The organism is Lutibacter oceani, from assembly GCF_003384935.1.
Lineage (GTDB): Bacteria > Bacteroidota > Bacteroidia > Flavobacteriales > Flavobacteriaceae > Lutibacter > Lutibacter oceani.
This window is the reverse complement of the sequence record NZ_QTTQ01000009.1, coordinates 761,338-787,495: the sequence shown is the minus strand read 5'-3', so window position 1 is coordinate 787,495 and position 26,158 is coordinate 761,338. Positions and strand designations below refer to the sequence as shown.

Genomic DNA, 26,158 nt, shown 5'->3' with positions numbered 1-26,158 from the left:
ACATTTAAAGCTATGTATCATGATTTTAAAGTCAAATTTTAGGGCTTAATAAAATGTTACAGTTAAGCCAGTAATATTATGCTCAAGGATTATTATTATAATTTGTTTAAATTAATACTATTTTATTACTTATTCTTCATGCAGCCTCTTTTATTTAGTAAAAAAATAGTGTTTTTTTATTATTCAGTATTCATATTACTTCTTTCAGAAGTTGATTGTAATTTTATTCAAATAATTTTTCTATAAATTCTTTTAACTGTTCTCCATGTATATTTGTGGCAATAATTTTTCCTTCTGAATCAATAATAATATTTGTTGGTAATGAAGTAATTGCATATTCGGTAGATACCTTTGTTTTAAATCCTTCCAAGGTTGAAACATTTATCCATGTTCGATTGTCATTTTTAAGCGCTTTTAACCAACGTTCTTTATTTGTGTCTAATGATATGCCATAAATTTCAAAACCTTTATTTTTATAGCTTTTATATAGGTTATTAAGTAAATTACTCTCAGTTCTACAGGGCGGACACCAGCTTGCCCAAAAATCTATTAAAGTATATTTACTTTTTATAGAATCTAATTGAATAATTTGATTTAATTCATTTGGCATTTTAATATTGCTAATAGTAGCTCCAATACTTGTTTTTTTTAGCAATTCAATTCTTTCAAATAATTTTTTGGTTATTGCTAAATTTGGGTGTGTGGATTCAAAATCTAAAACTATTTTATTTAAAATAGGTAAATTTTCACTGTTCCAACGTAAAGATGTTGGATAAATAGCGATGGAAGTCCCCATTTTTTCTTGTATAAATTCAGTTAATTGGTTTAAATGAATTTTATAATTTTCAACTTCTAGAGTTCTTAATTTAGCAATCTCGTTTTCATTACTTTGTTCTTTTTTAAGGTTTTTTATTTTATTTCTAATAGATGTTACCAAAGTTTTTAAAGATTTTTTTCGAAAAGCTTCGTAATCCATTAATAGCTGTGTATCTACAGAACCTGATATTTTTAAATTTTCTAAATCATTTCCTACTATTTTAATGTGTTGGCCTTTATCTATTGCAAGTTGAATTGTTTTATTATTTGTAAAAGTTAACGCGTAGATATTTGGCTCTAAAAAATATACCGCATTAAATTTTCCCCGTTTATTAACTTTTAAAGTGTCAATTACACGGTTTTCATTTGTTTGAATATTAGTTAGTTGAGATAGAATTATAAAATCATCTTCTAAATTGGATATTGTACCGGAAATAATAAATGAATTGTCATTTTTAGATGTGCATCCGATAAGAATTAAAAAAGATAGTATTAGTAAATAATAATGGTGGTTTTTAGAAATCATAAATTTAAATGTTTAACTCTTTTGACGTTAATTATTGTTTAAACTAACTTGAAAATTATTCAGATGCTTTTAAATCAGTTTTATCTTCAACTACATTTAAAAAATTTGGAAATAAAGTAGGCGCTAAATTCTTTACAGGTTCATATAAAATAGAGGTTTCTTTTTGCTCATCAGAAATAAAAGGTATTGTGTCATTTAATTTTGTAAAAACGAGTAGCACAATACTTAAAATTAAACCAATTTTTAAAGCTCCAAAACCTCCGCCAAGAATTTTATTAATTAAACCTAGTGATGCAAAATCTGCTATTTTGGTAAACAACTTACCAAGCAATCCAATTACTAAAACTATTATAGCAAAAGTTATAGCAAAAGAAACTATGGTAATATACCTTTCTTCCCAAGAAACACGGTTTGCCAAAAAATTCCCAACAAAAAAGGAGAAGTGAATTGCACCATAGATTCCTGCAATTAGGGCAACTAGTGATGCAACTTCAACAAATAACCCTTTTGTTAATCCTCTTATAAAACCAAAGATTAAAAGTGCCGCGATTATAATGTCGAAAGTATTCATAAAAATGTTTTTTGTAAATATACATGAATCGATTTGTATATTTGTAGCCTAATAAAAAAATCAAATGTCTAGAGATCAAAAATTAAAAGAAGATTACGATAAAATACTTTCTATTTTATCAACAAAGTTTGGTGAAGGTGAGCAACTTAATTTAGATGCTATAATTTATTTAATTGGTGTACAAGAATTAGGTAAAGGCGCTATAGAATTTAAAAAAGACGATAAAGTAAATTTAATGCATATTGCAATTTGCAGATTGTTGGAGCCTTTTGGTTATTATGAATTTGATTTTTTTGACAATGATGGCTGGCCTCATTACAAAGTTTTGGAAGCACTTCCTCCACTTAAATCTGGAGAGCAAACAGTTTTAATAAAGGAAGCCATTGTTTTATATTTTAAAGCGCAAGAATTACTTTAAGTTACAGCTAATTTTCGAATCATTTTTGAAAGTATTTTAGGAAAAAACCGTTTTACATAAATAGCCAGTTTTTCTTTAAAACCTCCAATATAAACTTCTTGTTTTTCTTTTTTTATTGCTGTTATAAAGTGTTTAGCAAACTTTTCGCTTGATAAACCGTTTTCAGTTGCTGTATCCATTTTATTTTGTGGAGTTCCATCTCCGGTTAAAGCATTAAGTGAAACATTTGTTTGTACAAAACCAGGACATACTAAGGTAACTTTAATGTTATTTTGGTATACCTCAGCTCGTAAACTATCAAAAAATCCATGTAAAGCATGTTTAGAAGCGGCATAAGAAGAACGCAGTGGAGTACCAATTTTACCAACAATACTTGTTATTGTAATAAAATAACCATTATTTGATTCAATAAAATGTGGTAAAACTGCTTTTGTTAAAGCTATAGTGCCCATATAATTTATGTTCATAATTCTTTTGTCAACGGCTATAGAAGTCTCTTTAACTAAAGATCTTTGACTAATTCCTGCGTTGTTTATTAAAACATTTATGTTTCCAAAACAATTAATTACATCGGAAACTTTTGAAGAAAAATTAGTATAATTTTCTAAATCTAAAGGAATTATTTTAACATTTTCAGGATTAAAGCAGGCACTTTTTACTTCATTTAATTTTACCTCATTTCTTGAAGATAAAATAAGGAAAGCATTTTGTTTGGAAATAGCCAAGGCTAAAGATTTACCAATTCCAGATGATGCACCTGTAATCCAAACAACTTTATTTGTAAAATTCATAAGATGTGATTTTATGTAAAATAATAAAAATACTTACATTTGGTCTGATTGTTGAATAAATGTATCAAAAAAAAGGAAATGATTAAAAAGATATTATTCGTATTACTATTAATAAGTGCTACAATTCAAAGTCAAACTTTTGTAAAAGGAACTATGAGTCCCGAAATTGAAGATTTAGAATGGATAATTTTATATCAATTAAAAGGCGCTAAACAACTTTATATTGCGAATACAGCTATTGAAAACGGAAAATTTCAGCTTGATTTTCCTGAAAATTCACCTCAAGGAATGTATCGATTAATGTACGATATGAATAATGGAGGTTTTGTTGATGTTTTATACAATAATAAAAATATTGAATTAAAATTTGATCCAACTTTTCCATTAGGAACATTAAAGTTTTTAACTTCAGAAGAGAATAAATTATATGCTAATTATCAATTTCAAACGGACAATGTTAAGCATAGGTTAGACTCACTTCAATTATCTTATTTTAGATTAAAAGATGCTATTGCTTTAAAATTTACAGACCAGTTTTATAAAAAAACACTTAAAAACTACGTTGAAATTCAAAATGATTTTGAAATAAATTCTGAAAATCAATTATCAAATCATTTTATAAAATCTAGTAAAAAATACTATTCACCAAAAATATTTTCGAATCCTCAGCAATATTTAAACAGTGAAAAATTACATTATTTTGATTTTATTAATTTTAACGATAGCGTTTTACAAAACTCAATTTTTTATACTGAAAAAATAGTAGATTATGTATTTTATTTAAATAGATCCGATGATGTTGACGTGCAAAACGGGTTATATAAAAACGCCATAAATGAAGTTGCTGAAAAAATGGGCGATAATTACAGTTTAACAAGTTCAATTTTAACAACTTTAATGTACAATTTTGCTCAACTTGAAAACACAGTAATTATAGATTATATTTTAGAAAATTTATATCAAAAACTTCCAATAGCATATCAAAATAGCAATGATGTTAATGAAATACAAGAAAAGGTTAAACTGTCTGTTGGTAAAAAAGCTCCAGATTTTATATGGAAAGAAAATAACACTACAAAAAGCTTATATGAAAACAATGAAGCTTCAACTTATATTTTAGTTTTTTGGAGTACTACCTGTTCACATTGTTTAAACGAAGTACCTAAATTATATGAATATATTAAGGAAAACAAAAACGTACATGTTATTGCTATTGCTTTAGAAAATGATGAACAGGGCTTTAATTACCATACTGAAAAATTTATGAACTGGACAAATGTTTTAGGTTTAGGTAAGTGGGAAAATAAAATTGCTAAAGAATATAAAATAGTTTCAACACCAACATATTTTATTTTAGATGCAAACAAAAAAATAATCTCTAAACCTGAATATTTTGAAGATGTAAAAGCATATTTTGTGAATTAAAAATGTAAAAAAGCATCTTTTAAATGTTCAATTTTAGTTGTGTTTTTATTTTTAATTATTGCCATAATATCAAACCGAACTTCAACATCTAAATCTTTTGAAATCACGTATTCATTAATGGCTTCAACCATTAGTTGAATTTTTTTTTGATTTACAAAATCTTGTGGATTTCCAAAATAATTAGAAGAACGTGTTTTAACTTCAATAACTGCTAAAACATCATTTTTTTTAGCTATAATATCAATTTCAGCTTTTTTAAAACGCCAATTTCTTTCTAAAATTTGATAGTTATTATTTTGAAGAAATTCAACTGCTAATTCTTCACCTTTTTTACCTAAATCGTTATGTATAGCCATTTTTGCAATTTATTTTGGCTGATAAAGATAAAAAGTTAGTTTTTATTAATAACGAATTTTAAATTTTATATACGTTATTGGCTTGCCAACTTCTAAATATTGGCTTTCATAAAAAGTTTGTGTAGCAGTAATTTCTTCCGGAGAATGAAAGTTTTTGTAAATATCATGATGAGCATATAATACTTCATGACCTTCACCATGTAATAAACCTAAAGTATAACCATGCATAAACTCGCTATCAGTTTTTAAATTAACAATACCTTCAGGCTTTAAAACATGATGGTATTTTTTTAAAAATTCAGCATTTGTTAACCTGTGTTTTGTACGTGTATATTTAATTTGGGGATCTGGAAAAGTTATCCAAATTTCATCAACTTCATTTTCAGAAAAAAGCAAATCAATTAATTCAATTTGAGTTCTAATAAAAGCAACATTGTTTAAATTTTCTTCTAAAGCAGTTTTAGCACCACGCCAAAAACGCGCACCTTTTAAATCTATACCAATATAATTTATGTTTGGGTTTTTACGAGCTAAGGCTATGGTGTATTCACCTTTTCCGCAACCTAACTCAAGCACAATAGGATTGTTATTGTTAAAAAAAGTTTGCCAGTTTCCTTTTTTAGAGAAATCATCTAAAACTTCTTTTCGCGTTGGTTGAATTACATTAGAAAATGTATCGTTTTCACGAAATCTTTTAAGTTTGTTTTTGCTTCCCACGTTTGGTAAAGTGTTTAAAAAAGGAGAATATAAATGTAGTTAGTAGAAAATTATTCGTTTCCTGCTTTTTTGTATTTTCTTATTTCACCAATCCAATAAAAGAATGCAATAAACGTAATAATAATAAAAATCCAACTTACAGTGTTTTGTAGCCACCAGTTATCCATAGCTCTTATTTCATTGTATGGAGAAAATAAAACATTTGTAAAAAAGTCGCCTATGGCTTTAAAAATATTGTTTGCAATCATTTCTTAATTATATTTACAGGCAAAAGTATGAAATATAGTAATGATAGCAAATTTTTTTAATAAAACTAAACCCGTAATAATTGTTAACTTACTATTAATGTTTGCAATATTCTATTTTGTGTCAGTATTTTACTTTCATGAAGTAGCTTTTTCAATTGCTTCTTTAGGGATTGTTTTTGCTGTTTTTTTAGCATTTGTTTTTATGCTGCTCCTTATTAATTTTGTTTTAAGAAAAAATAATTTAACTGAAGATAATTCCTATACATTATTAATTATTATTTTGTTATTAGGTAGTTTTTATGAAACAATGTATTCTAAAAACCTGTTTTTTTCAAATTTGATATTGCTTTTTGCCTTCCGAAAAATTTATAGTTTAGGTTCTGGATTTAATACTAAAAAGAAACTTTTTGATGCTGCTTTTTGGATTGGCGTTTCAACTATTTTATACGCTTGGAGTATTTTATATTTAATATTAATTTATTTGGGATTGATTATTTTTAGAAAATTAAGTTTTAAAAATTTATGTATTCCAATTGTTGGGTTTTTAACTCCTGTAATAGTTTTTTTTACTTTTCACTTTTATTTTGATACCCTTACCGTTTTTTATGAACTTTTTAAGTTCGACTTTAGTTTCGATTTTGTTGCGTACAACGCTTTAAAATTTTTAATACCTATTAGTTTAATAATAGCACTCTTACTATGGTCTATAGTAGCACTTGTTCCAAAAATAGTATTGATTAGTAATACTTTTAAATTGGCTTGGCAAGTTATTTTAAATCATTTAATTATTTCAATAATTATTGTGTTGTTTGCACCAATAAAAAATGGTTCAGAATTATTTTTTTTAATACTTCCTACTGCAATTATTATAGCTAATTTTTTACAAAGAACAACATCAACAACGTTTAAAAATATGATTTTATACTTGCTTTTAGCTATTTCAGTTGGTGTTTATTTTTTATAGTTTTACACCAAAAGCTAAATCGCCTGCATCACCTAGTCCTGGTACAATATATCCATGACTATTTAATTTTTCGTCCACAGTTGCAATCCATAATTTAGTAGTTGAAGGAAAGTAATCTTTTATATAATCGATCCCTTCTTTAGATCCAATTACACAAGCTAAATGAATTTCTTTAGGAGTTCCGTGTTTTTTTAATCCTTCATAAACTGCAACTATAGATTGACCTGTTGCTAACATTGGATCTGCTAAAATTAAGGTTTTACCGTCTAAATTTGGTGAAGCAAAATACTCAACTTTTATTTCAAACTCTGAATCATTTCTATGTTTTCTATATGCTGAAATAAAGGCATTTTCAGCATCATCAAAATAATTTAGTAATCCATCATGCAAAGGTAAACCAGCTCTTAATATAGAGCATAAAACAATGTCTTTTTTGGGTGTTTCTACTATTTTAGTTCCTAAAGGTGTAGTAACTGCATTTTTTTCATATACTAATGATTGACTTAGCTCATAAGCAATAATTTCACCTATTCTGCCAATATTACGTCTAAATCGCATAGCATCTTTTTGAATAACTACATCTCTAATTTCAGAAATAAATTTATTAAGTATTGATTTTTTAGTATCTAAAATATTGACAATCATAAGGAAGTATTTTATGCAAAAATAAAACTTTAAAACGAGATTCTGAATGAAAGATTTGGTTTAATTTTTGTATATTACTATATGGATTTAAAAAATATTTAATTAATTAAAAAAAGAAAAAGACATGGGATTATTTTCATTTATTAAAAATGCTGGAGCCAAAGTTTTTGGTATTGGTAAAACTACTGAAGAGGAAGCTTTAGAAGTAGCTGTAATTGCAAAAGAAAAGGCATTAAAATTAACAAATGCTGTTGAAACTCTTGGTTTTGAAGTAACGGATTTAAACATTGAGGTAACTGGAGATTCAGCTACAATTTGGGGACAAGCAGATTCTCAAGCAACTAAAGAAAAAGTTGTGTTAGTTGTTGGTAATACAGAAGGTATTGCTACTGTTGATGATAGAATGACAGTTGAAATTCCTGAGCCAGAAGCTCAATTTCATACAGTTGTAAAAGGAGATTATTTAAGCAAAATAGCAAAAAAATATTATGGAGATGCAATGAAATACCCAATAATATTTGAAGCAAACCAACCAATGCTTACCGATCCAGATAAAATTTACCCTGGACAAGTATTAAGGATACCTGCTATAGATTAAAGATTTAAAACAACATTTAAAGGCTGGCTAAAAAGTATTAAAACACGTTATTCTGAATTTATTTCTGAATCTTATTGTGCTGATAATCAATCACTATGAGAATTTGTATTTCGATTCCGCTCAATAACCGATTGCTGAGCGGAGTCGAAGCACAGGTTGACGAAATTTTTCGCTTTTTAGACAGCTTTTTTTAAACCGATTTTATTATTTTATCAACAACTGTTTTTGGGCTGATTGTTCTCATTACATCCTCATAACCATCACATACTTTATTGCCATAAATTGAACAAGGTATGTTCGGATATTTATTTAAATCGGGTAAAATTGCGTTTTCAATAGGTTGGTTAAAGGGGGCAAACCCGGTAAATGGATGGGTAATTCCCCAAATAGTTAGTGTATTTATACCAAACATAGCTGCAAAATGGGCATTTCCAGAATCCATACTTACCATACAATCTAAATTAGAAATAAGTGTAAGTTCTTCTTGTAGTTTAAATTTTCCGGCAACATTTAATGTATTATTATATTTATTTGCAATTGTATCTAATATTTGGGTTTCTTTTTTCCCACCACCAAATAATAAAATTTTGAGTTTTTTTTGTTGAGACAGTTTTTCAATAACTAACTCCATTAAATCAAGAGGATACATTTTAGAACTATATTGAGCAAAAGGAGCAATACCAATCCACTTTTCAGATTTGTTACTTGTTATTTCAAAAATTTCTTTAGATAGTTGTCGTTTTTGTGGAAATTCTGGTTTCGAAATATCTAATTTAAAACCTAATTTTCTAAAAACATCAGCATACCTTTCATGTGTTGTTTTTAACTGTTTAAAAACCTTGTTTTTAGTTTGTGTTAATGCTCTTTTTTCACTTCGTCCCTTATTTATAAAAGCTACTTTTTTAAAAGAAAGTTTAAAAAAACTACGCAGTAATTTGGAACGTAAAACGTTATGTAAATCTGCAACAGCATCAATTTTAAAAAGTTTCAATTCTTTAAAAAGCCTGTAAATTCCAAAAACACCTTTATGTTTACCGGTAACATCTGCGGCGTAAAAGTTTATGTTTTTAATATCGGTAAATAAAGGTTTTAAAAAAGGTTTTGAAACCATGGTTATTTTAACATTTGGATGCTGTTTTACAAAGGCTCTCAAAATAGGAACCGTCATTGCAACATCACCCATTGCAGATAAACGGATTACTAGTAAATGTTTTAAATCACTCAAAATAAATTTGGATATTTTAATAAATATAAAGCAAAAATACGTAATAGTTTTTGCCTAAAAAATTACTGCTTAAACTATAAAATTGCGCTCTTATTATAAAATGCATTAAATTTGTCTAAATTTTGAAATTAGATGATACAATCCATGACTGGATACGGTAAAACCGTATTACAACTTCCAACTAAAAAAATTACGATTGAATTAAAATCGTTAAACAGTAAAAATTTAGATTTAAATGTCCGTATTCCTGCATATTACAGAGAAAAGGAATTACATATTCGAAAAAAATTGGCTTCAGCTTTAGTTAGAGGGAAAGTGGATTTTTCAATTTATATTGAAAATAATGGGGTGGAACTTTCATCAAAAATTAATGAAAATGTAGTTAAAGAATATATGAATCAATTAAGAAATGTTGTTGATTCAGATGAAATTGAACTATTAAAAATGGCTGTAAAATTACCAGATTCTTTAAAAACTGATCGAGAAGAGTTAGACCAACAAGAATGGGTTCAAATAGATAATTCTATAAATGAAACTATAGATGAAATAACTACATACAGAGTTGATGAAGGAAAAGTATTATTGGATGATTTTGTTTTAAGAATTTCCATTATTGAAAATTTGCTTGAAAAAGTATTGGAAATAGATCCTATGAGAATAGAGCAAGTAAAAGAGAAATTAAAGAAAGGAATTGCTGAATTAGAAGTTAAAATTGATCAGAACAGATTTGAACAAGAACTCATTTATTATATTGAAAAATTGGATATTACAGAAGAAAAAGTTCGATTAAAAAATCATTTAGATTACTTTAGAAAAGCTTTAAAATCTGATGATTCCAATGGAAAAAAACTAGGATTTATTACTCAGGAAATTGGAAGAGAAATAAATACCATTGGGTCTAAATCTAATTTTGCACCTATGCAAAAGTTAGTTGTTCAAATGAAAGATGAACTTGAAAAAATAAAAGAACAAAACTTAAACGTATTATAATATTGTAAAACCTGCATGCTAAAAAGTTTGTCAAAAAATAAAATGACAAATAGCGAACAGCAGGTATGCACTGAGTCAAGTCTAGGTATGACCTTTAAAAAAACAAAAAGATACATGAAAAAAGAAGGGAAACTTATCGTTTTTTCAGCTCCATCAGGTTCAGGTAAAACTACAATTGTACATTATTTGTTACAACAACCTGAGTTAAATTTGGATTTTTCAATTTCAGCAACATCCCGCGAACCAAGAGGAACAGAGGTTGATGGTAAAGATTACTATTTTATTTCATTAAAAAAGTTTCAAAAACATATTGAAAAAGACAATTTTGTTGAGTGGGAAGAAGTGTACACCAATAACTATTATGGAACTTTAAAAAAAGAAATAAAGCGTATTTGGAACCTGGGAAAACATGTAATTTTTGACATTGATGTAGTTGGAGGGCTTAATATTAAAAAGAAATTCCCAAAAAATACGTTGGCTATTTTTGTGCAACCTCCTTCAATTGAAGAAATGGAACGCAGGTTAAGAAACAGAAAAACAGATAGTGAAGAGAAAATTAAAGAGCGAGTTGCAAAAGCTGAAAAAGAGTTAAAATACGCTAAAGATTTTGATGTTGTTTTAGTAAATGATGATTTAGAAAAAGCCAAAATAGAAGCTTACAAATTAGTTAAAGATTTTATTAGTTAATATGAAAATAGGACTGTTTTTTGGTACATTTAATCCTATTCATATAGGTCATATGATAATTGCAAATTATATGGCAGAGTTTTCAGATTTGGATCAAGTTTGGTTTGTAATTACGCCATTAAGTCCTTTTAAACAAAAAAACACTTTATTAGATAATCTGCATAGGTTGGCAATAGCAAATATTGCGGTTGAAGAATATCCTAAATTAAAAACTACAGATATTGAGTTTAAATTGCCACAACCAAATTATACTATAAATACATTAATAAATATTGAAGAAAAATACCCGGAACATCAGTTTTGTTTAATAATGGGTGAAGATAATTTAAAAAGTTTTCATAAATGGAAAAATTACGAAACGATACTTCAAAATTATGAATTGTATGTATATCCAAGAATTTCCAATGGCAAAGGAGAAAACAAATTTTTAAATCATCATCCAAAAGTGCATAGAGTAGATGCGCCCATTGTACAAGTTTCATCAACGTTTATTAGAAAATCCATAAAAAATAAAAAAAACATAAGTACAATGTTACCGGCAAATGTTTGGAAATATATAGATGAAATGAACTTTTATAAATAGTAATTTTAGCTTAGATTTAACACTTATAAGTATTTAAACTGAAATTAAATAAACATATTTTCGTTGTACCTTTGGTTTAATATATAGTATGGGAAAAAAACCTAAAAATAGAGGAAAATTAAGACAAAAATTAATTAATAAATATCGTTTAGTAGTATTAAATGAAGATACTTTTGAAGAAAAGTTATCATTTAAATTAACCCGCTTAAATGTATTTATTTTTGGAAGTTTATTTTCAATTTTATTAATTGTTGGAACTATATTTTTAATTGCTTTTACGCAACTTAGAGAATATATTCCAGGCTATTCTTCTACAAAATTAAAAAGAGAAGCAACAGAACTAGTATATAAAGTTGACTCTTTAGAGCAAGTACTTGAGGTTAATAATTTGTACATTCAAAAAATAAGAGATTTGTTAACCGGAGAAATATCTGAAGTTGAATTTGATACAGATTCTGTTTTACAAACAATGCAATACGATAAGGATACTATCAATTTAAGTCCTTCAGAAGCAGATTTGGAATTTAGATTAGATATAGAAAGTGCAGATAGGTATAGTATTTTTAATGAAGCTTCTAAAGTTGCAGATATAGTATTTTTTGCACCTGTTTCTGGAACTTTAACCGAAGGTTATAATCCACAAATTAAACATTTTGCAGTTGATATCGCAGTAGAAATGGGAACTCCGGTAAAATCTGTTGCAGATGGAACTGTAATTTTTGCAGCTTGGACTTCCGAAACGGGACATGTAATTATTGTAGAGCATTCAGGAGGTTTTATTTCTATTTATAAACACAATACAGCATTGCATAAAGAACAAGGTGATTTAGTAAAATCGGGCGAAGTAATAGCCTCAGCTGGTAATACGGGTGAATTTAGCACAGGTCCACATTTACATTTTGAACTTTGGAACGAAGGTTACCCCGTAAACCCAATTAATTATATCGATTTTGAATAAGGATGAATATTAAATCTATTTTAGCAAAACCTTTTGCAAAACAAATTGCTGCAAGATTTTATAAGCAAAGTAAAAATGCTGTAAAAATGCAACAAAAAGTGTTTAAAAAATTAATTGCAGATGCTAAAGAAACTGCTTTTGGAAAAGATCATAATTTTAGCAAAATAAAATCTTACCAGGAATTTAAAAAGCAAGTTCCTATTAGAGATTATGAAGCATTAAAGCATTATGTAGAAAGGATTATTGAAGGGGAGTCGGATGTGCTTTGGAAAGGAAAACCTTTATATTTTGCTAAAACGTCAGGAACAACATCTGGCGCAAAATATATTCCATTAACAAAAGAATCTATGCCAATGCATATAAAAGCTGCACGAAATTCGCTTTTAATGTATATAAATGAAACTCAAAATGCCGATTTTTTAAATGGCAAAATGATTTTTTTACAAGGAAGTCCAGAACTAAAAGAAAAAAATGGAATTAATATTGGAAGATTATCAGGAATTACCGCTCATTATATTCCTAAATACCTAATGAAAAATAGGTTACCAAGTTGGGAAACCAATTGTATAGAAGATTGGGAATCTAAAATTGAAGCAGTTATTGATGAAACTATAAATGAAGACATGACACTTATTGGTGGAATACCTCCCTGGGTACAAATGTATTTTGAAAGAATAGTTGAAAGAACTGGAAAGAAGGTAGGGGAAGTTTTTCCAAATTTTAATTTGTTTGCATATGGAGGTGTTAATTATGAGCCTTACAGAAATAAATTTGAAGAATTAATTGGTAGAAAAGTTGATGCTATTGAAATGTATCCGGCATCTGAAGGTTTTATTGCTTACCAAGATTCTCAAACAGAAACAGGAATGATGCTTTTAGTAAATAATGGCATTTTTTATGAGTTTATTCCTTCCGAAGAATTTTTTAATGAAAATCCTACAAGAATTTCATTAGCAGATGTAAAAATAGGGGTGAATTACGTAATTATTTTAAACACAAATGCTGGACTTTGGGGGTATAATATTGGTGATACTATCGAGTTTTTATCAATAAAACCACCAAGAATTGTTGTTACTGGAAGAATTAAGCATTTTATATCTGCTTTTGGCGAACATGTAATTGGTAAAGAAGTTGAAGATGCTATAAATAGTCAAACTGTAGGAACAGGAATTAGTGTAACCGAGTTTACTGTAGCTCCACAAATTACTCCACAAATTGGATTGCCATACCACGAATGGTTTATTGAATTTGACCAAAAACCAACTGATATTGAAGATTTTGCTAATAAAATTGATGCTGCTTTACAACAACAAAACAGTTATTATTTCGATTTAATTAAAGGTAAAATTTTACAACCTCTAAAAATTACAGTAATTGAAAAAGGAGGTTTTAATAAATATATGAAATCGGTTGGGAAATTAGGCGGACAAAATAAAGTTCCAAGGTTATCTAATGATAGAAAAATAGCGGATGAACTTTCAAAATTTGAACAAAAATGAAAGTAATTTCTGTAAATTTAGGTGAGAAAAAAGTAATAAACTATAAGGGTAAAATAGTTGAAACGGGAATTTTTAAATACCCTGTAAATTATCCAATATTTTTAGGTGAAGAAGATGTTGTAAACGATGCTGTTATTGATAGAAAATATCACGGAGGAATTGAAAAAGCAGTATACGCATATTCGGAAAATCATTATAAATATTGGAAAAATATTTACCCAAATCTAGACTGGCAATATGGAATGTTTGGTGAAAACTTAACAATTTCTAATTTAGAAGAAACAGAAATTAAAGTTGGAAATCAATATAAAATTGGTGAATCTATTATTGAAGTTACAAAGCCAAGAGAGCCTTGTATGAAGTTGGGCTTACGTTTTAAAACACAAAAAGTTTTAAAACAATTTTGGAATTCTACCAAAAGTGGCATTTATTTTAAGGTTATTGCAACTGGAAATGTACAAGTTGGTGACCAATTAATTCTTTTAAGAAAAGATGAAAATTCGCCAACCATTGCTGAAGTTTACGAAACAAAAAAATAAGTATATAAAATAAAAAGGGCTCACAATTTGCGAACCCTTTTTTTAATTAAAGAAAGTTTGGTTTATTTCTTTGATAATAAGTCTCTAATTTCAGCTAATAAATCTTCTTGAGAAGGCCCTTTTGGTGCTTCTGGAGCTGGTTCTTCTTTCTTTTTAGTTTTATTAACACCTTTAACTATCATAAACATTACAAATGCAACAATAATAAAATCAATAACATTAGTTAAAAAATCACCATAAAGTACCGCAACTTCACCAACCATTTCACCAGCTTCATTAAGGGTACCTTCTTTTGCAATATACTTTAAGTCTTTAAAGTCTGATTTGAAAATTAATCCAACAAGTGGAGAAACAATTCCTCCAGTAAATGAGGTAACAACACTTTTAAAAGCTGCACCCATTACAAAACCTACTGCAATATCAACGAGGTTTCCCTTCATTGCAAAATCTTTAAATTCTTTTAACATTCCCATTTTTATAAATTTTAATTGAATAATTAGTTAAAGCTAAAGTACTAAAAAAAATTATTTCTTTAACATTTAATTAACAGTTCTATTTACACGTTGAGAAATCGCAGTAAGAATTTCATAAGAAATGGTGTTAATAGATTTTGCTAATTCTTCAATATGAAACTGGTTTTTATAAACCAATACTTCGTCTCCTTCAGCACAATTTATATCAGTAATGTTTACCATTATCATATCCATACAAACATTTCCAACAATAGGAGCTTTTTTATTATTTATGTAAACAAAGCCTTTTCCATTACCAAATTGCCTTGAAATCCCATCAGCATGTCCAATGGGAATTGTAGCTGTTTTTATAGTTGAATTTGCTTTAAAAGCACGATTGTAACCAACGGTTTCTCCTTTATTAATAATGTGAATTTGAGAAATTACCGATTTTAAAGTGATTACATTTTTAAGTTTAGCAGTTTCAGTATTGTTATTTCCAAAACCAAATAATCCAATACCAAGTCTAACCATATCAAACTGTGCTTCTTTTGCATAATTAATAATGCCAGAAGTATTTAACATATGTCTAAAAGGGTTATTTGGTAACTGGTTTATTAATTCTGTTGAAACAGCTTTAAATCTATTAATTTGATGCAATGTAAATTCACGTTCGTTTAAATCTTCACTTGCAGCAATATGCGAAAAAAGGGAAGTTATTTTTAATGCTTTTTGTTTGTTAATTATTGAGGAAATTAAAGGAATATCTTTTTCAACAAAACCCAATCGGTTTAAACCGGTATTAAATTTTATATGTATTGGATAGTTTTGAAGTTTTAATTGGGTAGCTTTTTCAATAAACGCATTCAATAAATTTATTGAATAAATATTAGGTTCTAAATGGTGTTTAAGAATTTTTTCAATAGTTGCTTTTTGTGGGTGTAAAACTAAAATGGGTGTTTTAATTCCTGCATTTCTTAATGCCATTCCTTCATCTAAATAAGCAACTCCAAAATAATCAACTTTTGGTTCTAATAATTTTGCAATTTCAACTGCGCTTGTACCGTATCCAAAAGCCTTTATAACAACTAATATTTTTGTTTTAGAATGTAGTTTAGATTTAAAATAATTTAAATTAAAATAAATTGATTCTGAGTCTATTTCAAGAACAGTAACGTGGTTATTTTCCATTGTTATGTTGTGCTGCTTTTTTCTTTTTTTCTTCTTGAATTGCTTTATAGTAAGCAGCTCGGCTTAAAGGCTCGTATTCTTGTGTTTCACCTAATAAAACCAAATCTTCACTTGCAGCAGTTCTATGACTGTAATGTGCTAAATTTCCGGTTCGTGTGCAAACAGCATGAACTTTAGTAACATATTCTGCAGTCGCCATTAATGCAGGCATTGGACCAAAAGGGTTGCCTTTAAAATCCATATCTAAACCGGCAACAATTACCCGAATACCTCTATTTGCTAAATCATTACAAACTGCAACAATTTCATCATCAAAAAATTGAGCTTCGTCAATACCAACTACCTGTACGTCAGTTGCTAAAATACGAATATTACCAGATGAAGGAACAGGTGTTGAGCGTATTTCATTGGCATCATGTGATACTACTTTTTCTTCATCATATCTAACATCAATTGCAGGTTTAAAAATTTCAACTTTTTGTTTTGCAAATTGCGCACGTTTTAACCTACGGATTAATTCTTCTGTTTTACCAGAAAACATTGAACCGCAAATAACTTCTATCCAGCCAAATTGTTCGGTATGATTTACTGTATTTTCAAGAAACATTTTGTAATTTCACAGTTCAAAGGTTATTGTATTTTTTTTGATTAAAACGAATGCAATAATAAATAGTATTATTTTTCGCATTAAATGTTTAAAATTGTAAAACAGAAATAGCTGTTTTTTTGATTTTTTACAAATTTATTAAAAATAACACATCAATAATCAATAAATATATCAACTTATGCACAAAAAATTAGAAGCTGAATTGGTTAGCTTGGCGCACAGTATTTTACAAATGAAAAATAAAGAGGATATAAATGCTTTGCATAAAAAAGCGCATACTCTTTATGAAAAACTATCGGTGTTAAAATTTGTTGACGAATATATTAATACAACTCCAAATGCTACTGAAACCAAGGAAGAGTTAATTGATAAAATTGAAGATATTTCGGGTGATGTTGTAAAAATTGATGAGGAATCTAAAATTGAAGTAAAAAAAGAAGTTGTTAAGGTTATAGAAACTGTTGAAAAAATTGAAATTTCTTCTGAAAAAAAGATGCTTTCTGAAGAGCAAATGGAAGAAATATTTGGAAATGAAAATAACATGTTAAAAAATGATATTGAAGATTTACCTTCGCTTCAAACATCTTTAGAAGATGAATTTAAAGATGCTATTTCTGCTGATGTAGCAACGCAAATGTTTGAAAAGGTTACTAAGGAAAATCCTGTGATTCAACAAGAGATTCCAACTAAAAATAAATCATTAAATGATACATTATTTAAAAACAATTTGCAAATAGGGTTAAATGATAGAATTGCTTTTGTTAAGTACTTGTTTGATGGAAGTCAGGAAGATTTTAATCGCGTTTTATCTCAGTTAAATTCTTTTAAAACTGAAAAAGAAGCATTGGATTTTATAAATAATTTTGTAAAACCAGATTATAATTGGAGTGAAAAAGAAGAGTATGAGAGCCGATTAATAAATCTTATCGAACGCAAATTTTTGTAAGTTTAGATGAATTATAATTTGCTTGAAAAAGAACTTAAAAAAAGATTAGATTTTCCATATACTTGGGGAAGAAAACAAACAGATGATTTTGATAAACAAACAAATTTTATTTACAAAACTTTTTTATTTAAAGAACTTATAGAGAAAATAGAAAGTAACTTTTGTAATAATTTAAAATATAACGACCTTAAAAATTATGCCCTAAATAGGTGGTTTAATTTTTGGTCTGCTAAAGCCATTGAAACTATTTTTTGCGAGCATAAAAATGTAACCGCACATAAAAATTCAAAAGATAAATACACAGATTTTTATATTTCAACCATTCCGTTTGATCATAAAACAACTGTTTTTCCAAAAGGTTTTTCAAAATCAGTTCCTTATGCTGTTGAGCATAAAAGAGAATTGGTTGAATGGTTGTATAAAAACCAGAGTAATCAAAAAAGGGAGCATTTTAAAAATCGCTTGTTTATAATTGTATTAAATTTTAGCAATCCAACTGAAAACTGGAAATTAAAAGCTGAGATTTTGTGGCTTCAAAAAATTATTTCAACTTATTTAAGTACTTTTGATGCTCAAAATTTAGAAAGTTTTTACTTTCAAAACCAAGTTGTAAAATCTGATATAATTTGGGCAATAAAATAAATTAAGTGAATTACATAGGTTCTAAACATAAACTATCCAAATTTATAAAGGAAACAATTTCCAATACTGTTGGTGCTGATTTAACAAGCCTGGTTTTTTGTGATTTGTTTGCAGGTACAGGAATTGTTGGTAGAACTTTTAAACCCTTTGTAAAACAAGTAATAGCTAACGATGTGGAGTTTTACAGTTATGTTTTGAATAGAAATTATATTGGAAATTATGAAAGATATAATTATGCTAGTTTTATAAATGCTTTAAATAATTTAGAAGGTGTAGAGGGTTTTGTTTTTCAAAATTATTCTGAAAAAGGAAAGGAAGGCAGACTGTATTTTTCTGAAGAAAATGGAAAAAAAATAGATGCTATTAGAAAAGAAATTGAAAACTGGAAATTTCAAAATAAAATAGATGAAAATTTATATTTTTTCTTATTAACTTCTTTAATCGAAAGCGCTGATAAAGTTGCAAACACCGCATCGGTTTATGGAGCTTATTTAAAACACATTAAACTATCAGCAAAAAAAACACTGGAATTAAAACCTGCATTATTTGTTGAAACAAAAAGTAAACATCAAGTTTTTAATGAAGATGCAAACGGGTTAATAAAAAAAATAAAAGGTGATATTTTGTATTTAGACCCGCCATACAATGCGCGTCAATATGGTTCAAATTACCATTTATTAACCACTATTGCTAAGTATGATAATTTTGAACCACAAGGAAAAACAGGATTAAGAACTTATTACAGATCTTCTTATTGTAAGAAAAATGAAGTAAAGAATTCCTTCGAGGAATTAATAAAAAATGCTAACTTTAAATACATTTTTTTAAGCTATAATAACGAAGGTTTAATGACTGAAAATGAAGTGAGTACAATAATGGCGGCTTACGGAAAATACAGTTTAAAAACAATTAATTACCAACGTTTTAAGGCTGATAAAACTGAAAATAGGAATCACAAAGCAACTGCAACAGTTGAATATTTACATATTTTAGAAAAACAATTATGAGTGCAAAAAAATACAACGAACTTTTTGATGAAGTAATTAAAAAATATCACATTTTAGATAGTGTTGATCAACCATTTGAAAATCCATTTAACAAAACTTCTTTTGAACATTTATTGTACAGAAAAAGTTGGATAGATACCGTACAATGGCATTATGAAGATATAATTCGTTTACCAGATATTGATCCAATTGAAGCATTAGTTTTAAAACGTAAAATTGATGCCTCTAACCAAGATAGAACGGATATGGTTGAATATATTGACAGTTATTTTTTGGATAAATTTAAAGATGTAAAAGTTAAAAAAGCAGCAAAAATTAATTCTGAAACTCCAGCTTGGGCAATTGACCGACTTTCTATTTTAGCTTTAAAAATTTATCACATGAACGAAGAAGCAACACGTGAATCTGCTTCAGATGAGCATAGAGCAAAATGTCAGGAAAAATTAAATGTTTTATTAGAACAACGTGTGGATTTATCAACTGCAATTGACGATTTGTTGAACGATTTTGCTACTGGTGAAAAATATGTAAAAGTGTACAAGCAAATGAAAATGTATAATGATGAGAATACCAACCCAATGTTATATAAAAAGAAATAAAATTGTTTAAAATAAAGGGAATATGGCTTAAAATATTTTTTGCAGCATTATTTTTTGTTGAATTAATTAGTTGCAAAAGTAATGTATTGCCTGTTTTTTCTACACAATCTAAACCCCAAGTGCCGAATTATAATAATGAGGTAACTTGGGCTGTTTTACCTTCTAATTACCCTAAAAGTTTATTAACTTTTGAAGTCAAAATTGATAGTTTGCCTGTTGATGTGTTTTATATTTACCCAACTCTAAATATTAAAAAGCGCGATTTACGTTGGAATGTTCCTGTTGAAGATGAAATACAAAATGAAAAGGTAATTAATACGGCAGTACAATTTCAAGCTTCAGCTTTTGTAAATGTTGGAAAATTATATGTGCCTTATTATAGGCAAGCGCATTTAAGGTCTTATTCCAATATGGAAAATGGAGGAAGTTCTGCATTGAATTTAGCATATAGTGATGTTAAAAATGCTTTTAAAATTTATTTAAAAAAATACAATAAAGGCAGACCAATTATAATTGCAGCACATAGCCAGGGAACAACACATGCGATTCGTTTATTAAAAGATTTTTTTGATGGAAAGCCACTAAAAAAACAATTAGTTGCAGCATATATACCTGGAATTGCTATTAAAAAAGATGAATTTTCCACTATTGATTTTATGACCAGTCCAACTGAAGTAGGTGGATTTGTAAGCTGGAATACTTTTAAGAAAAATTATTATCCAAAAAATTATGACAAATTATTTAAAAATGCTGTAGTTACTAATCCAATTTCTTGGAATTCAAATATTTCTTCGGACAGAATGGATCACAAAGGATTTTTATTTAGTAATAATAAATTATATGAACAGGCTTTGGAGGTATTTGTAAAAGATGGAATTTTATGGATTAGTTTGCCTCATTTTCCATATAAAATATTTGTTTTAGGGAAAAAGAGTTATCACGTTGGAGATATTAATTTATTTTGGGAGGATATTAATGAAAATGCATTACTAAGAGTTAAATCGTATTTTAAAGATTAGAAATAAATTTAAATAGTAACAAAAAAGGTGTTTAGTCGTCATAATTTAAACGCTTTTTTATGAAAAAATTTAGTTTAATTTTAGTAGTTGCCTTTTTATCGGTTTCTTGTGCAACAAAATCATCGTTTCATTCATTCTATAGTGAAAATAAAAAATCATCAGATTTTTCAATAAGTACTCCAGCTTTTTTTGCAAATATTTTTATACCAAAAGACGATATAAAAGAATACGAGGATTTATTTAAAAAAGTAAAACATTATAAAGTAATGGTATTTGCTAATGAAACTGCTTCATTAGATAAAAAATTTGAGAGGTTTATAAAACGTAAAAAATACACCTCAATTTTTAGAGTAAATGATAGCGGAAGTACCATTCAATTTTTCTTTTTAGAAAATAATAATACCATTAAAGAAATGGTATTAAAAATTAAAAGTGATGATTCTTACGTGTTACTAGGTTTAAAAACTAATATTTCTAATAGTGATTTTGAAACTATTATTGAAAAGAATAATATTAAAATAACAAGTAATTAAGCAGTAATATCTTTTTTAGTATTTCCAGCAAAAACTTTGTTATTAACAACTATTACAGGACGTTTTAAAAAAGTATATTCATCTAAAATAAGTTGTCTGTAATCTTTTTCAGTTAAGCTTTGATTTTTTAAATCCATTTGCTTGTATTTTTTTGCGCGTTTGCTAAATAAAGCTTCATAACTTTTTGTTAGTGCAAACAATTCTTCAAGCTGTTTTACGGTTATTGGTTCAGTTTTAATTTCTTGTAAAACAAAACCGGTTGTGTCCATTTCTTTTAAAATTCTTCTACAGGTGTCACACGTTTTTAGATAATATATTTTTTTCATCTTCATTAAATAATGTTTAAAAGTAAATTTACTATGATTTTATTTTAAATTTGAATAAATTTTAAAAAATGTATAATGCAAAAGAATTTTGATGATTTACTTCAAACTAGAAAATTTTTATTAAGTAAAATTGAAAACTTAACAATTGAACAGTTAAATAATATACCAAAAGGATTTAAAAATAATATTGCTTGGAATTTTACTCATTTAGTGGTAACGCAGCAGTTATTATGTTATAAATTATCTGGATTAAAATGCTTGGTTTCAGATAAAATGATTGAAAATTTTCAAAAAGGATCATCTCCAAGTTACCTAGTTTCTTTGGAAGAATTTGAAAAAATTAAAGCGCTTTTTATTCAATTACCTATAAAACTTGAAGAAGATTATAATGCTGGAATTTTTAAAGATTATACTTCTTATACTACAAGTATTAATGTAACTTTAAACAATATAAATGAAGCAGTATCATTTAATTTGTATCATGAAGGAATCCACCTTGGTGTAATTCTTCAATTATTAAAATTTATATAGAATGAGTTTATTTGGTATAGTTTCAATATTGATAGTTATTTCAGCACTATTTGGGTATTTAAATGTGCGTTTTTTAAAACTGCCAACAACCATTGGTTTAATGGTAATTACCATTATTTTTACATTGCTGGTTTTAGCTTCAAGTATGTTTAATGATACTTTATTAGAACAAGAAAAGTTATTAATTTCTCATATCGATTTTGAAACTGTATTGTTGGATGTCATGCTAAGTTTTTTACTTTTTGCAGGTGCTTTACATACTAATTTTCAGCAATTAAAGGTTCAAAGAAAACCAATTTTAACATTTGCTACTTTCAGCACATTAACTTCCACTTTTTTGGTTGGTGTTTTTTCTTATTTTTTATTAAAATTAATAAATCTGGATATTGATTTTATTTATTGTTTACTGTTTGGGGCATTAATATCACCCACAGATCCAATTGCAGTTTTAGGAATTTTAAAACAAGTAGGAGCACCTAAAAAACTGGAGACTAAAATTGTTGGAGAATCTTTGTTTAATGATGGAGTAGGGGTTGTAGTTTTTTTAACCATTTATGAAATTGCAAAAGGTGGTGAAAATATTACTTTTGGTCATGTAGCTGAAATGTTTTTAATTGAAGTGGTAGGAGGTATTGCTTTAGGATTATTATTAGGCTGGATTACCTACCGATTGTTAAAATCCATTGATGATTATGATGTGGAAGTAATTATAACAATTGCGGCAGTTATGGGGGGTACAGTTTTAGCTCAATCCCTTCATTTATCAGCGCCATTAGCAATGGTAACAGCTGGTTTAATTGTTGGAACCGATACTGTTAGAGAAACATCTATGAGTAAAATAACCGAACAATATGTAGATAAGTTTTGGGAGTTGATAGATATACTTTTAAATACAATTTTGTTTGTTCTTATTGGTATGGAAATTCTAATTCTTACTTTTGATAATCATTATATTTTAGCTGGTTTACTTTTAATTCCAACTTTATTATTGGCACGTTATTTATCGTTAATGTTACCTATTAAATTATATGCTAAAAAATTAGATTTTGTTCCAAAAACAAATTTAATAATGACTTGGGGAGGTTTGCGAGGTGGAATTTCAATAGCACTGGCTTTAAGTTTAACAGCTGAAATGCATCGAGATTTATTTTTGGTAATTACTTATATAATAGTTGTTTTTTCAATAATAGTACAAGGATTAACCGTAGGGAAATTAATTAATAAATTCAGCCAATAAATAATACTAATTCAGGTAGTAAATATAACCCACATGAATCCATAATAGCCAATCGTTATATTTGTTTTCAGGGGCTTGTCTGGCATTTAAACCATCTACATAGTTAGAGAAAAAATACTGCCAACGAGATTCAATTAATAAATCTGAATAATACCCTAATTTTTTTCTTGTACCAACTCCTAAAGTTGCAGACATTGTAATTCCAGGGGTTACCCTAGCAGCATCTGGATATTTTGTTGGATCCCATTTTGGATACAAAATACCTTCATCTCTCCAATCACCTAAATCTGAATAAATTGAAGGGTTGTAAAAATCTACAAATACACCGCCACTTAAATATGGTGACCATTGTAAGTCTGGAATTCTTCTCGAACCAAAATCCACAATATCAACCCAATGAAATTCTAATTGAGCACCTACGTTTAATAAGTAGGTTTTACCATGATGAGCGCGTAATTTTCCGCCTAAATCACCGGTATAATCCTCTGCCCATTGTCCAAAATGGTCAAGTTTTGCAGACATATAAGAAAGTTCAGCTCTAACTCTAAAATGCTCAGCCCAATAATTTGTACGCTGGTTCCATCTATATCTATAGTCCGTAAAGTTTAGGTAGTAAACAGCTCCAAATCCAAAACCAACATTTCCACCAACATTACTTTGAAAATTATTTCTTTCACCATAATCTGTTGTAAATGATGCAGACCCTGAAATAAAGCCAATTTCATGGCTGCTTTCATCTTGAGCAAAGATATTTACCATAAATAGGCAACTAAAAATGAGGGTTTCTATTTTGAAGATTTTATTCAATTTTTTGGGGTTTGATTTATCAAATGTACTAAATTATTTGACAATAAAAGTCTCATTAATATCCCAGTTTGCTCTTAGTTCAAGATTTTTATCAAAAAATATAATAGTTTCTGGCTGCCGTTTTTCCAAAAAATTACCGGTATCCCAAATACCATTATTATTTTCATCTATGGTAACTCTTACAAAATAATTACCAGGTTCTAATAATTCGAATTTAATGATTTCAGGTTTATCAATCTTTGCAGTTCTAATAATAGCATTCTTACTATCTAATAATTCAACTATAAATGCTGTTTTTTTAGAGCTTACAATATCAACATTTATAATACCATAATCTTCAATAGTTTTTGTTTGTGTTTTTAGCAATATACTGTCATTTCCCATTTCATAAATATCTGTAATTGCATTTGGTAGTGCTTCAATAGTATAATTAAAAGCTGGTTTTTTATCAAAATTTAAATACAGTTTGTTTTTAGATTTTGACAAAATAGTTTTAAAGCTAACATTTAAAGTGTCTTGATCTGTTATTGTAATTAATGAAGTGTCAACCTTAATAATTGGTGTATTGCTTAAAATTGCAAACGTATCTCTTAAGTTTAATGTTTTACCGGTATTATTAATTTTTAAGGTATCGATTTTTGAACTTCTAAGGTTTGCTGTAAATTCTTCTGTATAATCTCCTTTTGAAACTGAAAAATTTAATGAATCTGCTTCAAAAGGTGTATACCAATAATTTATGGTGTCTTTATCAACTTCATAATTAATTTCAGATTTAAAATTCTCAGGTGTTTCAGATAAGAGGTTTATAATTAAATCTTCTGCTTTTCCTTTAAATCCAAATATTAAATGTCCTTTGGTTACTTCTTTCGGTTTTAACACTTTTAGTTTAGGAATTTCTTTAAAAATTGAAATATTGTAAACACTATCGGTTGGGAGCTTTAAAGTATCTTTTACAAAGCCTATTTTATCAACTTCAGGGTCATAAATTTTATTATTGTTGGCATCTTTTAAAGCAATAAGCAAGTATTTTCCAGATCGGATGTTTGTTATTTCAAACAAACTACTGTCTAATGTATTTGAGATATATCTTGGTTTTTGTTTAAAAATTACTGAATCTGTAAATGCGCTATCATATTCGTATAACATTACATCCAGATTTTTTGAAGTTTCTTTAACTGTTGGATCAGTAACTTCTCCACTTACAATTAATGAATCTATATAAGTTCCAGTAGAAAAAACATATTTAAAATTTCCGAGTTTATTTTCTTCGTTATTATCAACAATGCTATTTCCAAAATTGTATAAATATGTGGTATTAGCATCTAAAGTATCCAAAATTTTTATTGAAATAAATTTACTAGCCGTACCTACCGGAGTAATTATAGGTTCGTTTTTTTGCGGAGGTGAAATAATTAATTGAGTTTTTACATCTTTTAATTTTATATACTCATCAAAATAAATTTTTATTCTATTTTCTTTAAAATTAACAGTCTCATTTACAGGAATTGCTTTAATTAAAATTGGTGGAATTGAATCTTTTGGTCCACCAGTTGGAGTTCCTCTTCTTGCACAATTAAAAAAGAAGCTCATTAGTAATAAAATACTTAATAACTTAAATAAAGATAACCTCATATAAATTTATTTTGGTTACAAAATAACAATTATTTTATTTAAAAAACGCACTAATTATTTATGTATTATAATT

General features: G+C 27.6%; 32 protein-coding genes. 18 read left to right on the top strand and 14 right to left on the bottom strand.

Going from position 1 to position 26,158, the window contains the following annotated elements:
* Window positions 1-223: 223 nt before the first annotated feature.
* Together BX611_RS03570 and BX611_RS03565 are read right to left on the bottom strand one after the other, a co-directional pair.
* Window positions 224-1,342, bottom strand: coding sequence for a TlpA family protein disulfide reductase (locus tag BX611_RS03570; RefSeq protein WP_115878134.1), 1,119 nt, complete (start codon window positions 1,340-1,342; stop codon window positions 224-226).
* Between the two features lie 55 nt (window positions 1,343-1,397).
* Window positions 1,398-1,913: a CvpA family protein gene (locus tag BX611_RS03565; protein ID WP_115878132.1), complete on the bottom strand. Its 516-nt coding sequence runs from the start codon at window positions 1,911-1,913 to the stop codon at window positions 1,398-1,400.
* A gap of 64 nt (window positions 1,914-1,977) precedes the next feature.
* On the opposite strand from BX611_RS03565, the gene BX611_RS03560 reads away from it, so the two are divergent.
* Complete coding sequence (locus BX611_RS03560) at window positions 1,978-2,331, top strand: hypothetical protein (RefSeq protein ID WP_115878130.1); 354 nt, start codon at window positions 1,978-1,980, stop codon at window positions 2,329-2,331.
* On the opposite strand, the gene BX611_RS03555 is transcribed toward BX611_RS03560, so the two are convergent.
* Window positions 2,328-3,122, bottom strand: coding sequence for an SDR family oxidoreductase (locus tag BX611_RS03555; RefSeq protein ID WP_115878128.1), 795 nt, complete (start codon window positions 3,120-3,122; stop codon window positions 2,328-2,330). The genes BX611_RS03560 and BX611_RS03555 overlap by 4 nt on opposite strands.
* A 78-nt stretch (window positions 3,123-3,200) precedes the next feature.
* On the opposite strand from BX611_RS03555, the gene BX611_RS03550 reads away from it, so the two are divergent.
* A complete protein-coding gene (locus BX611_RS03550) occupies window positions 3,201-4,547 on the top strand; it encodes a TlpA family protein disulfide reductase (protein ID WP_115878126.1) in 1,347 nt (448 codons plus the stop codon).
* On the opposite strand, the gene BX611_RS03545 is transcribed toward BX611_RS03550, so the two are convergent.
* Genes BX611_RS03545 through BX611_RS03535 form a run of 3 tightly spaced genes read right to left on the bottom strand, consistent with a single transcriptional unit; the run spans window position 4,544 to window position 5,868 of the window.
* Window positions 4,544-4,903: a YraN family protein gene (locus BX611_RS03545; RefSeq protein ID WP_115878124.1), complete on the bottom strand. Its 360-nt coding sequence runs from the start codon at window positions 4,901-4,903 to the stop codon at window positions 4,544-4,546. The two genes, BX611_RS03550 and BX611_RS03545, sit on opposite strands and share 4 nt — an antisense overlap.
* A gap of 45 nt (window positions 4,904-4,948) precedes the next feature.
* Window positions 4,949-5,620, bottom strand: a complete 672-nt coding sequence (gene trmB / locus BX611_RS03540) for a tRNA (guanosine(46)-N7)-methyltransferase TrmB (protein ID WP_115878122.1) — start codon at window positions 5,618-5,620, stop codon at window positions 4,949-4,951.
* A 50-nt stretch (window positions 5,621-5,670) separates the two neighbouring features.
* Complete coding sequence (locus BX611_RS03535; RefSeq protein WP_115878120.1) at window positions 5,671-5,868, bottom strand: DUF6341 family protein; 198 nt, start codon at window positions 5,866-5,868, stop codon at window positions 5,671-5,673.
* A 40-nt stretch (window positions 5,869-5,908) separates the two neighbouring features.
* Between BX611_RS03535 and BX611_RS03530 the strand changes: the two genes are divergently transcribed.
* A complete protein-coding gene (locus tag BX611_RS03530) occupies window positions 5,909-6,832 on the top strand; it encodes a DUF6427 family protein (protein ID WP_115878118.1) in 924 nt (307 codons plus the stop codon).
* Here the strand turns inward: BX611_RS03530 and upp are convergent.
* Window positions 6,827-7,477, bottom strand: a complete 651-nt coding sequence (gene upp / locus BX611_RS03525; protein WP_115878116.1) for a uracil phosphoribosyltransferase — start codon at window positions 7,475-7,477, stop codon at window positions 6,827-6,829. The two genes, BX611_RS03530 and upp, sit on opposite strands and share 6 nt — an antisense overlap.
* A gap of 124 nt (window positions 7,478-7,601) precedes the next feature.
* On the opposite strand from upp, the gene lysM reads away from it, so the two are divergent.
* Window positions 7,602-8,075: a peptidoglycan-binding protein LysM gene (gene lysM, locus BX611_RS03520; RefSeq protein WP_115878114.1), complete on the top strand. Its 474-nt coding sequence runs from the start codon at window positions 7,602-7,604 to the stop codon at window positions 8,073-8,075.
* 190 nt (window positions 8,076-8,265) lie between these two features.
* Here lysM and BX611_RS03515 read toward each other — a convergent pair whose 3' ends face one another.
* Window positions 8,266-9,300: a glycosyltransferase family 9 protein gene (locus tag BX611_RS03515; RefSeq protein WP_240324936.1), complete on the bottom strand. Its 1,035-nt coding sequence runs from the start codon at window positions 9,298-9,300 to the stop codon at window positions 8,266-8,268.
* 132 nt (window positions 9,301-9,432) lie between these two features.
* Between BX611_RS03515 and BX611_RS03510 the strand changes: the two genes are divergently transcribed.
* The 6 genes from BX611_RS03510 to BX611_RS03485 all read left to right on the top strand — a co-directional run bounded on the left by BX611_RS03510 (window position 9,433) and on the right by BX611_RS03485 (window position 14,556).
* Window positions 9,433-10,290, top strand: coding sequence for a YicC/YloC family endoribonuclease (locus BX611_RS03510; protein WP_162879995.1), 858 nt, complete (start codon window positions 9,433-9,435; stop codon window positions 10,288-10,290).
* Window positions 10,291-10,404: 114 nt separating this feature from the next.
* Window positions 10,405-10,977, top strand: coding sequence for a guanylate kinase (gene gmk, locus BX611_RS03505; protein WP_115878109.1), 573 nt, complete (start codon window positions 10,405-10,407; stop codon window positions 10,975-10,977).
* Window position 10,978: 1 nt separating this feature from the next.
* Window positions 10,979-11,560, top strand: a complete 582-nt coding sequence (gene nadD / locus BX611_RS03500) for a nicotinate (nicotinamide) nucleotide adenylyltransferase (protein ID WP_115878107.1) — start codon at window positions 10,979-10,981, stop codon at window positions 11,558-11,560.
* 88 nt (window positions 11,561-11,648) lie between these two features.
* Window positions 11,649-12,518, top strand: coding sequence for a M23 family metallopeptidase (locus BX611_RS03495; RefSeq protein ID WP_115878105.1), 870 nt, complete (start codon window positions 11,649-11,651; stop codon window positions 12,516-12,518).
* Window positions 12,519-12,520: 2 nt separating this feature from the next.
* On the top strand, window positions 12,521-14,017 hold the full coding sequence (locus BX611_RS03490; protein ID WP_115878103.1) for a GH3 auxin-responsive promoter family protein: 1,497 nt from the start codon (window positions 12,521-12,523) through the stop codon (window positions 14,015-14,017).
* Window positions 14,014-14,556: an MOSC domain-containing protein gene (locus BX611_RS03485; RefSeq protein ID WP_115878101.1), complete on the top strand. Its 543-nt coding sequence runs from the start codon at window positions 14,014-14,016 to the stop codon at window positions 14,554-14,556. Before BX611_RS03490 ends, BX611_RS03485 begins: the two co-directional genes overlap by 4 nt.
* A gap of 62 nt (window positions 14,557-14,618) precedes the next feature.
* Here the strand turns inward: BX611_RS03485 and mscL are convergent, their stop codons facing one another.
* From mscL to BX611_RS03470, 3 genes are all read right to left on the bottom strand, one after another.
* The gene (mscL, locus tag BX611_RS03480) at window positions 14,619-15,023 is read right to left on the bottom strand and encodes a large conductance mechanosensitive channel protein MscL (protein WP_115878956.1); all 405 of its coding nucleotides are present in this window, start codon (window positions 15,021-15,023) and stop codon (window positions 14,619-14,621) included.
* Between the two features lie 72 nt (window positions 15,024-15,095).
* Window positions 15,096-16,199: an alanine racemase gene (alr, locus tag BX611_RS03475; RefSeq protein ID WP_115878099.1), complete on the bottom strand. Its 1,104-nt coding sequence runs from the start codon at window positions 16,197-16,199 to the stop codon at window positions 15,096-15,098.
* The gene (locus BX611_RS03470) at window positions 16,189-16,806 is read right to left on the bottom strand and encodes a thymidine kinase (RefSeq protein ID WP_115878097.1); all 618 of its coding nucleotides are present in this window, start codon (window positions 16,804-16,806) and stop codon (window positions 16,189-16,191) included. The genes alr and BX611_RS03470 overlap by 11 nt, the downstream gene beginning before the upstream one ends.
* Before the next feature lie 178 nt (window positions 16,807-16,984).
* Between BX611_RS03470 and BX611_RS03465 the strand changes: the two genes are divergently transcribed.
* Genes BX611_RS03465 through BX611_RS03440 form a run of 6 tightly spaced genes read left to right on the top strand, consistent with a single transcriptional unit; the run spans window position 16,985 to window position 21,552 of the window.
* A complete protein-coding gene (locus BX611_RS03465; protein ID WP_115878095.1) occupies window positions 16,985-17,752 on the top strand; it encodes a hypothetical protein in 768 nt (255 codons plus the stop codon).
* 6 nt (window positions 17,753-17,758) lie between these two features.
* Entirely contained in the window at window positions 17,759-18,394 is a 636-nt protein-coding gene (locus BX611_RS03460; RefSeq protein WP_115878093.1) for a hypothetical protein, read from the top strand.
* A gap of 5 nt (window positions 18,395-18,399) precedes the next feature.
* Window positions 18,400-19,401 (top strand): DNA adenine methylase, encoded by a 1,002-nt coding sequence (locus BX611_RS03455; RefSeq protein ID WP_115878091.1) that lies wholly within the window; start codon window positions 18,400-18,402, stop codon window positions 19,399-19,401.
* Complete coding sequence (locus BX611_RS03450; protein WP_115878089.1) at window positions 19,398-20,000, top strand: DUF4254 domain-containing protein; 603 nt, start codon at window positions 19,398-19,400, stop codon at window positions 19,998-20,000. The genes BX611_RS03455 and BX611_RS03450 overlap by 4 nt, the downstream gene beginning before the upstream one ends.
* Before the next feature lie 2 nt (window positions 20,001-20,002).
* On the top strand, window positions 20,003-21,019 hold the full coding sequence (locus BX611_RS03445) for a DUF3089 domain-containing protein (RefSeq protein ID WP_240324937.1): 1,017 nt from the start codon (window positions 20,003-20,005) through the stop codon (window positions 21,017-21,019).
* A gap of 59 nt (window positions 21,020-21,078) precedes the next feature.
* On the top strand, window positions 21,079-21,552 hold the full coding sequence (locus tag BX611_RS03440; RefSeq protein ID WP_115878087.1) for a DUF4252 domain-containing protein: 474 nt from the start codon (window positions 21,079-21,081) through the stop codon (window positions 21,550-21,552).
* On the opposite strand, the gene BX611_RS03435 is transcribed toward BX611_RS03440, so the two are convergent.
* A complete protein-coding gene (locus BX611_RS03435) occupies window positions 21,549-21,878 on the bottom strand; it encodes an arsenate reductase family protein (RefSeq protein ID WP_115878085.1) in 330 nt (109 codons plus the stop codon). The genes BX611_RS03440 and BX611_RS03435 overlap by 4 nt on opposite strands.
* 75 nt (window positions 21,879-21,953) lie before the next feature.
* Between BX611_RS03435 and BX611_RS03430 the strand changes: the two genes are divergently transcribed.
* Together BX611_RS03430 and BX611_RS03425 are read left to right on the top strand one after the other, a co-directional pair.
* Window positions 21,954-22,409 (top strand): DinB family protein, encoded by a 456-nt coding sequence (locus tag BX611_RS03430; protein WP_115878082.1) that lies wholly within the window; start codon window positions 21,954-21,956, stop codon window positions 22,407-22,409.
* Window position 22,410: 1 nt separating this feature from the next.
* Window positions 22,411-23,646: a cation:proton antiporter gene (locus tag BX611_RS03425; protein ID WP_115878080.1), complete on the top strand. Its 1,236-nt coding sequence runs from the start codon at window positions 22,411-22,413 to the stop codon at window positions 23,644-23,646.
* A 6-nt stretch (window positions 23,647-23,652) separates the two neighbouring features.
* Here BX611_RS03425 and BX611_RS03420 read toward each other — a convergent pair whose 3' ends face one another.
* Both BX611_RS03420 and BX611_RS03415 read right to left on the bottom strand, forming a co-directional pair.
* Entirely contained in the window at window positions 23,653-24,453 is an 801-nt protein-coding gene (locus BX611_RS03420; RefSeq protein ID WP_449405341.1) for a THC0290_0291 family protein, read from the bottom strand.
* A 33-nt stretch (window positions 24,454-24,486) separates the two neighbouring features.
* Window positions 24,487-26,085 (bottom strand): Ig-like domain-containing protein, encoded by a 1,599-nt coding sequence (locus BX611_RS03415; RefSeq protein ID WP_115878075.1) that lies wholly within the window; start codon window positions 26,083-26,085, stop codon window positions 24,487-24,489.
* Window positions 26,086-26,158 lie beyond the last annotated feature (73 nt).

Bases quoted from the DNA above. Each gene is read 5' to 3' on its own strand.
- BX611_RS03570 (WP_115878134.1), bottom strand. From the start codon at position 1,342: ATGATTTCTAAAAACCACCATTATTATTTACTAATACTATCTTTTTTA.
- BX611_RS03565 (WP_115878132.1), bottom strand. From the start codon at position 1,913: ATGAATACTTTCGACATTATAATCGCGGCACTTTTAATCTTTGGTTTT.
- BX611_RS03560 (WP_115878130.1), top strand. From the start codon at position 1,978: ATGTCTAGAGATCAAAAATTAAAAGAAGATTACGATAAAATACTTTCT.
- BX611_RS03555 (WP_115878128.1), bottom strand. From the start codon at position 3,122: ATGAATTTTACAAATAAAGTTGTTTGGATTACAGGTGCATCATCTGGA.
- BX611_RS03550 (WP_115878126.1), top strand. From the start codon at position 3,201: ATGATTAAAAAGATATTATTCGTATTACTATTAATAAGTGCTACAATT.
- BX611_RS03545 (WP_115878124.1), bottom strand. From the start codon at position 4,903: ATGGCTATACATAACGATTTAGGTAAAAAAGGTGAAGAATTAGCAGTT.
- BX611_RS03535 (WP_115878120.1), bottom strand. From the start codon at position 5,868: ATGATTGCAAACAATATTTTTAAAGCCATAGGCGACTTTTTTACAAAT.
- BX611_RS03530 (WP_115878118.1), top strand. From the start codon at position 5,909: ATGATAGCAAATTTTTTTAATAAAACTAAACCCGTAATAATTGTTAAC.
- upp (WP_115878116.1), bottom strand. From the start codon at position 7,477: ATGATTGTCAATATTTTAGATACTAAAAAATCAATACTTAATAAATTT.
- lysM (WP_115878114.1), top strand. From the start codon at position 7,602: ATGGGATTATTTTCATTTATTAAAAATGCTGGAGCCAAAGTTTTTGGT.
- BX611_RS03510 (WP_162879995.1), top strand. From the start codon at position 9,433: ATGATACAATCCATGACTGGATACGGTAAAACCGTATTACAACTTCCA.
- gmk (WP_115878109.1), top strand. From the start codon at position 10,405: ATGAAAAAAGAAGGGAAACTTATCGTTTTTTCAGCTCCATCAGGTTCA.
- nadD (WP_115878107.1), top strand. From the start codon at position 10,979: ATGAAAATAGGACTGTTTTTTGGTACATTTAATCCTATTCATATAGGT.
- BX611_RS03495 (WP_115878105.1), top strand. From the start codon at position 11,649: ATGGGAAAAAAACCTAAAAATAGAGGAAAATTAAGACAAAAATTAATT.
- BX611_RS03490 (WP_115878103.1), top strand. From the start codon at position 12,521: ATGAATATTAAATCTATTTTAGCAAAACCTTTTGCAAAACAAATTGCT.
- BX611_RS03485 (WP_115878101.1), top strand. From the start codon at position 14,014: ATGAAAGTAATTTCTGTAAATTTAGGTGAGAAAAAAGTAATAAACTAT.
- mscL (WP_115878956.1), bottom strand. From the start codon at position 15,023: ATGTTAAAAGAATTTAAAGATTTTGCAATGAAGGGAAACCTCGTTGAT.
- alr (WP_115878099.1), bottom strand. From the start codon at position 16,199: ATGGAAAATAACCACGTTACTGTTCTTGAAATAGACTCAGAATCAATT.
- BX611_RS03470 (WP_115878097.1), bottom strand. From the start codon at position 16,806: ATGTTTCTTGAAAATACAGTAAATCATACCGAACAATTTGGCTGGATA.
- BX611_RS03465 (WP_115878095.1), top strand. From the start codon at position 16,985: ATGCACAAAAAATTAGAAGCTGAATTGGTTAGCTTGGCGCACAGTATT.
- BX611_RS03460 (WP_115878093.1), top strand. From the start codon at position 17,759: ATGAATTATAATTTGCTTGAAAAAGAACTTAAAAAAAGATTAGATTTT.
- BX611_RS03450 (WP_115878089.1), top strand. From the start codon at position 19,398: ATGAGTGCAAAAAAATACAACGAACTTTTTGATGAAGTAATTAAAAAA.
- BX611_RS03440 (WP_115878087.1), top strand. From the start codon at position 21,079: ATGAAAAAATTTAGTTTAATTTTAGTAGTTGCCTTTTTATCGGTTTCT.
- BX611_RS03435 (WP_115878085.1), bottom strand. From the start codon at position 21,878: ATGAAAAAAATATATTATCTAAAAACGTGTGACACCTGTAGAAGAATT.
- BX611_RS03430 (WP_115878082.1), top strand. From the start codon at position 21,954: ATGCAAAAGAATTTTGATGATTTACTTCAAACTAGAAAATTTTTATTA.
- BX611_RS03425 (WP_115878080.1), top strand. From the start codon at position 22,411: ATGAGTTTATTTGGTATAGTTTCAATATTGATAGTTATTTCAGCACTA.
- BX611_RS03415 (WP_115878075.1), bottom strand. From the start codon at position 26,085: ATGAGGTTATCTTTATTTAAGTTATTAAGTATTTTATTACTAATGAGC.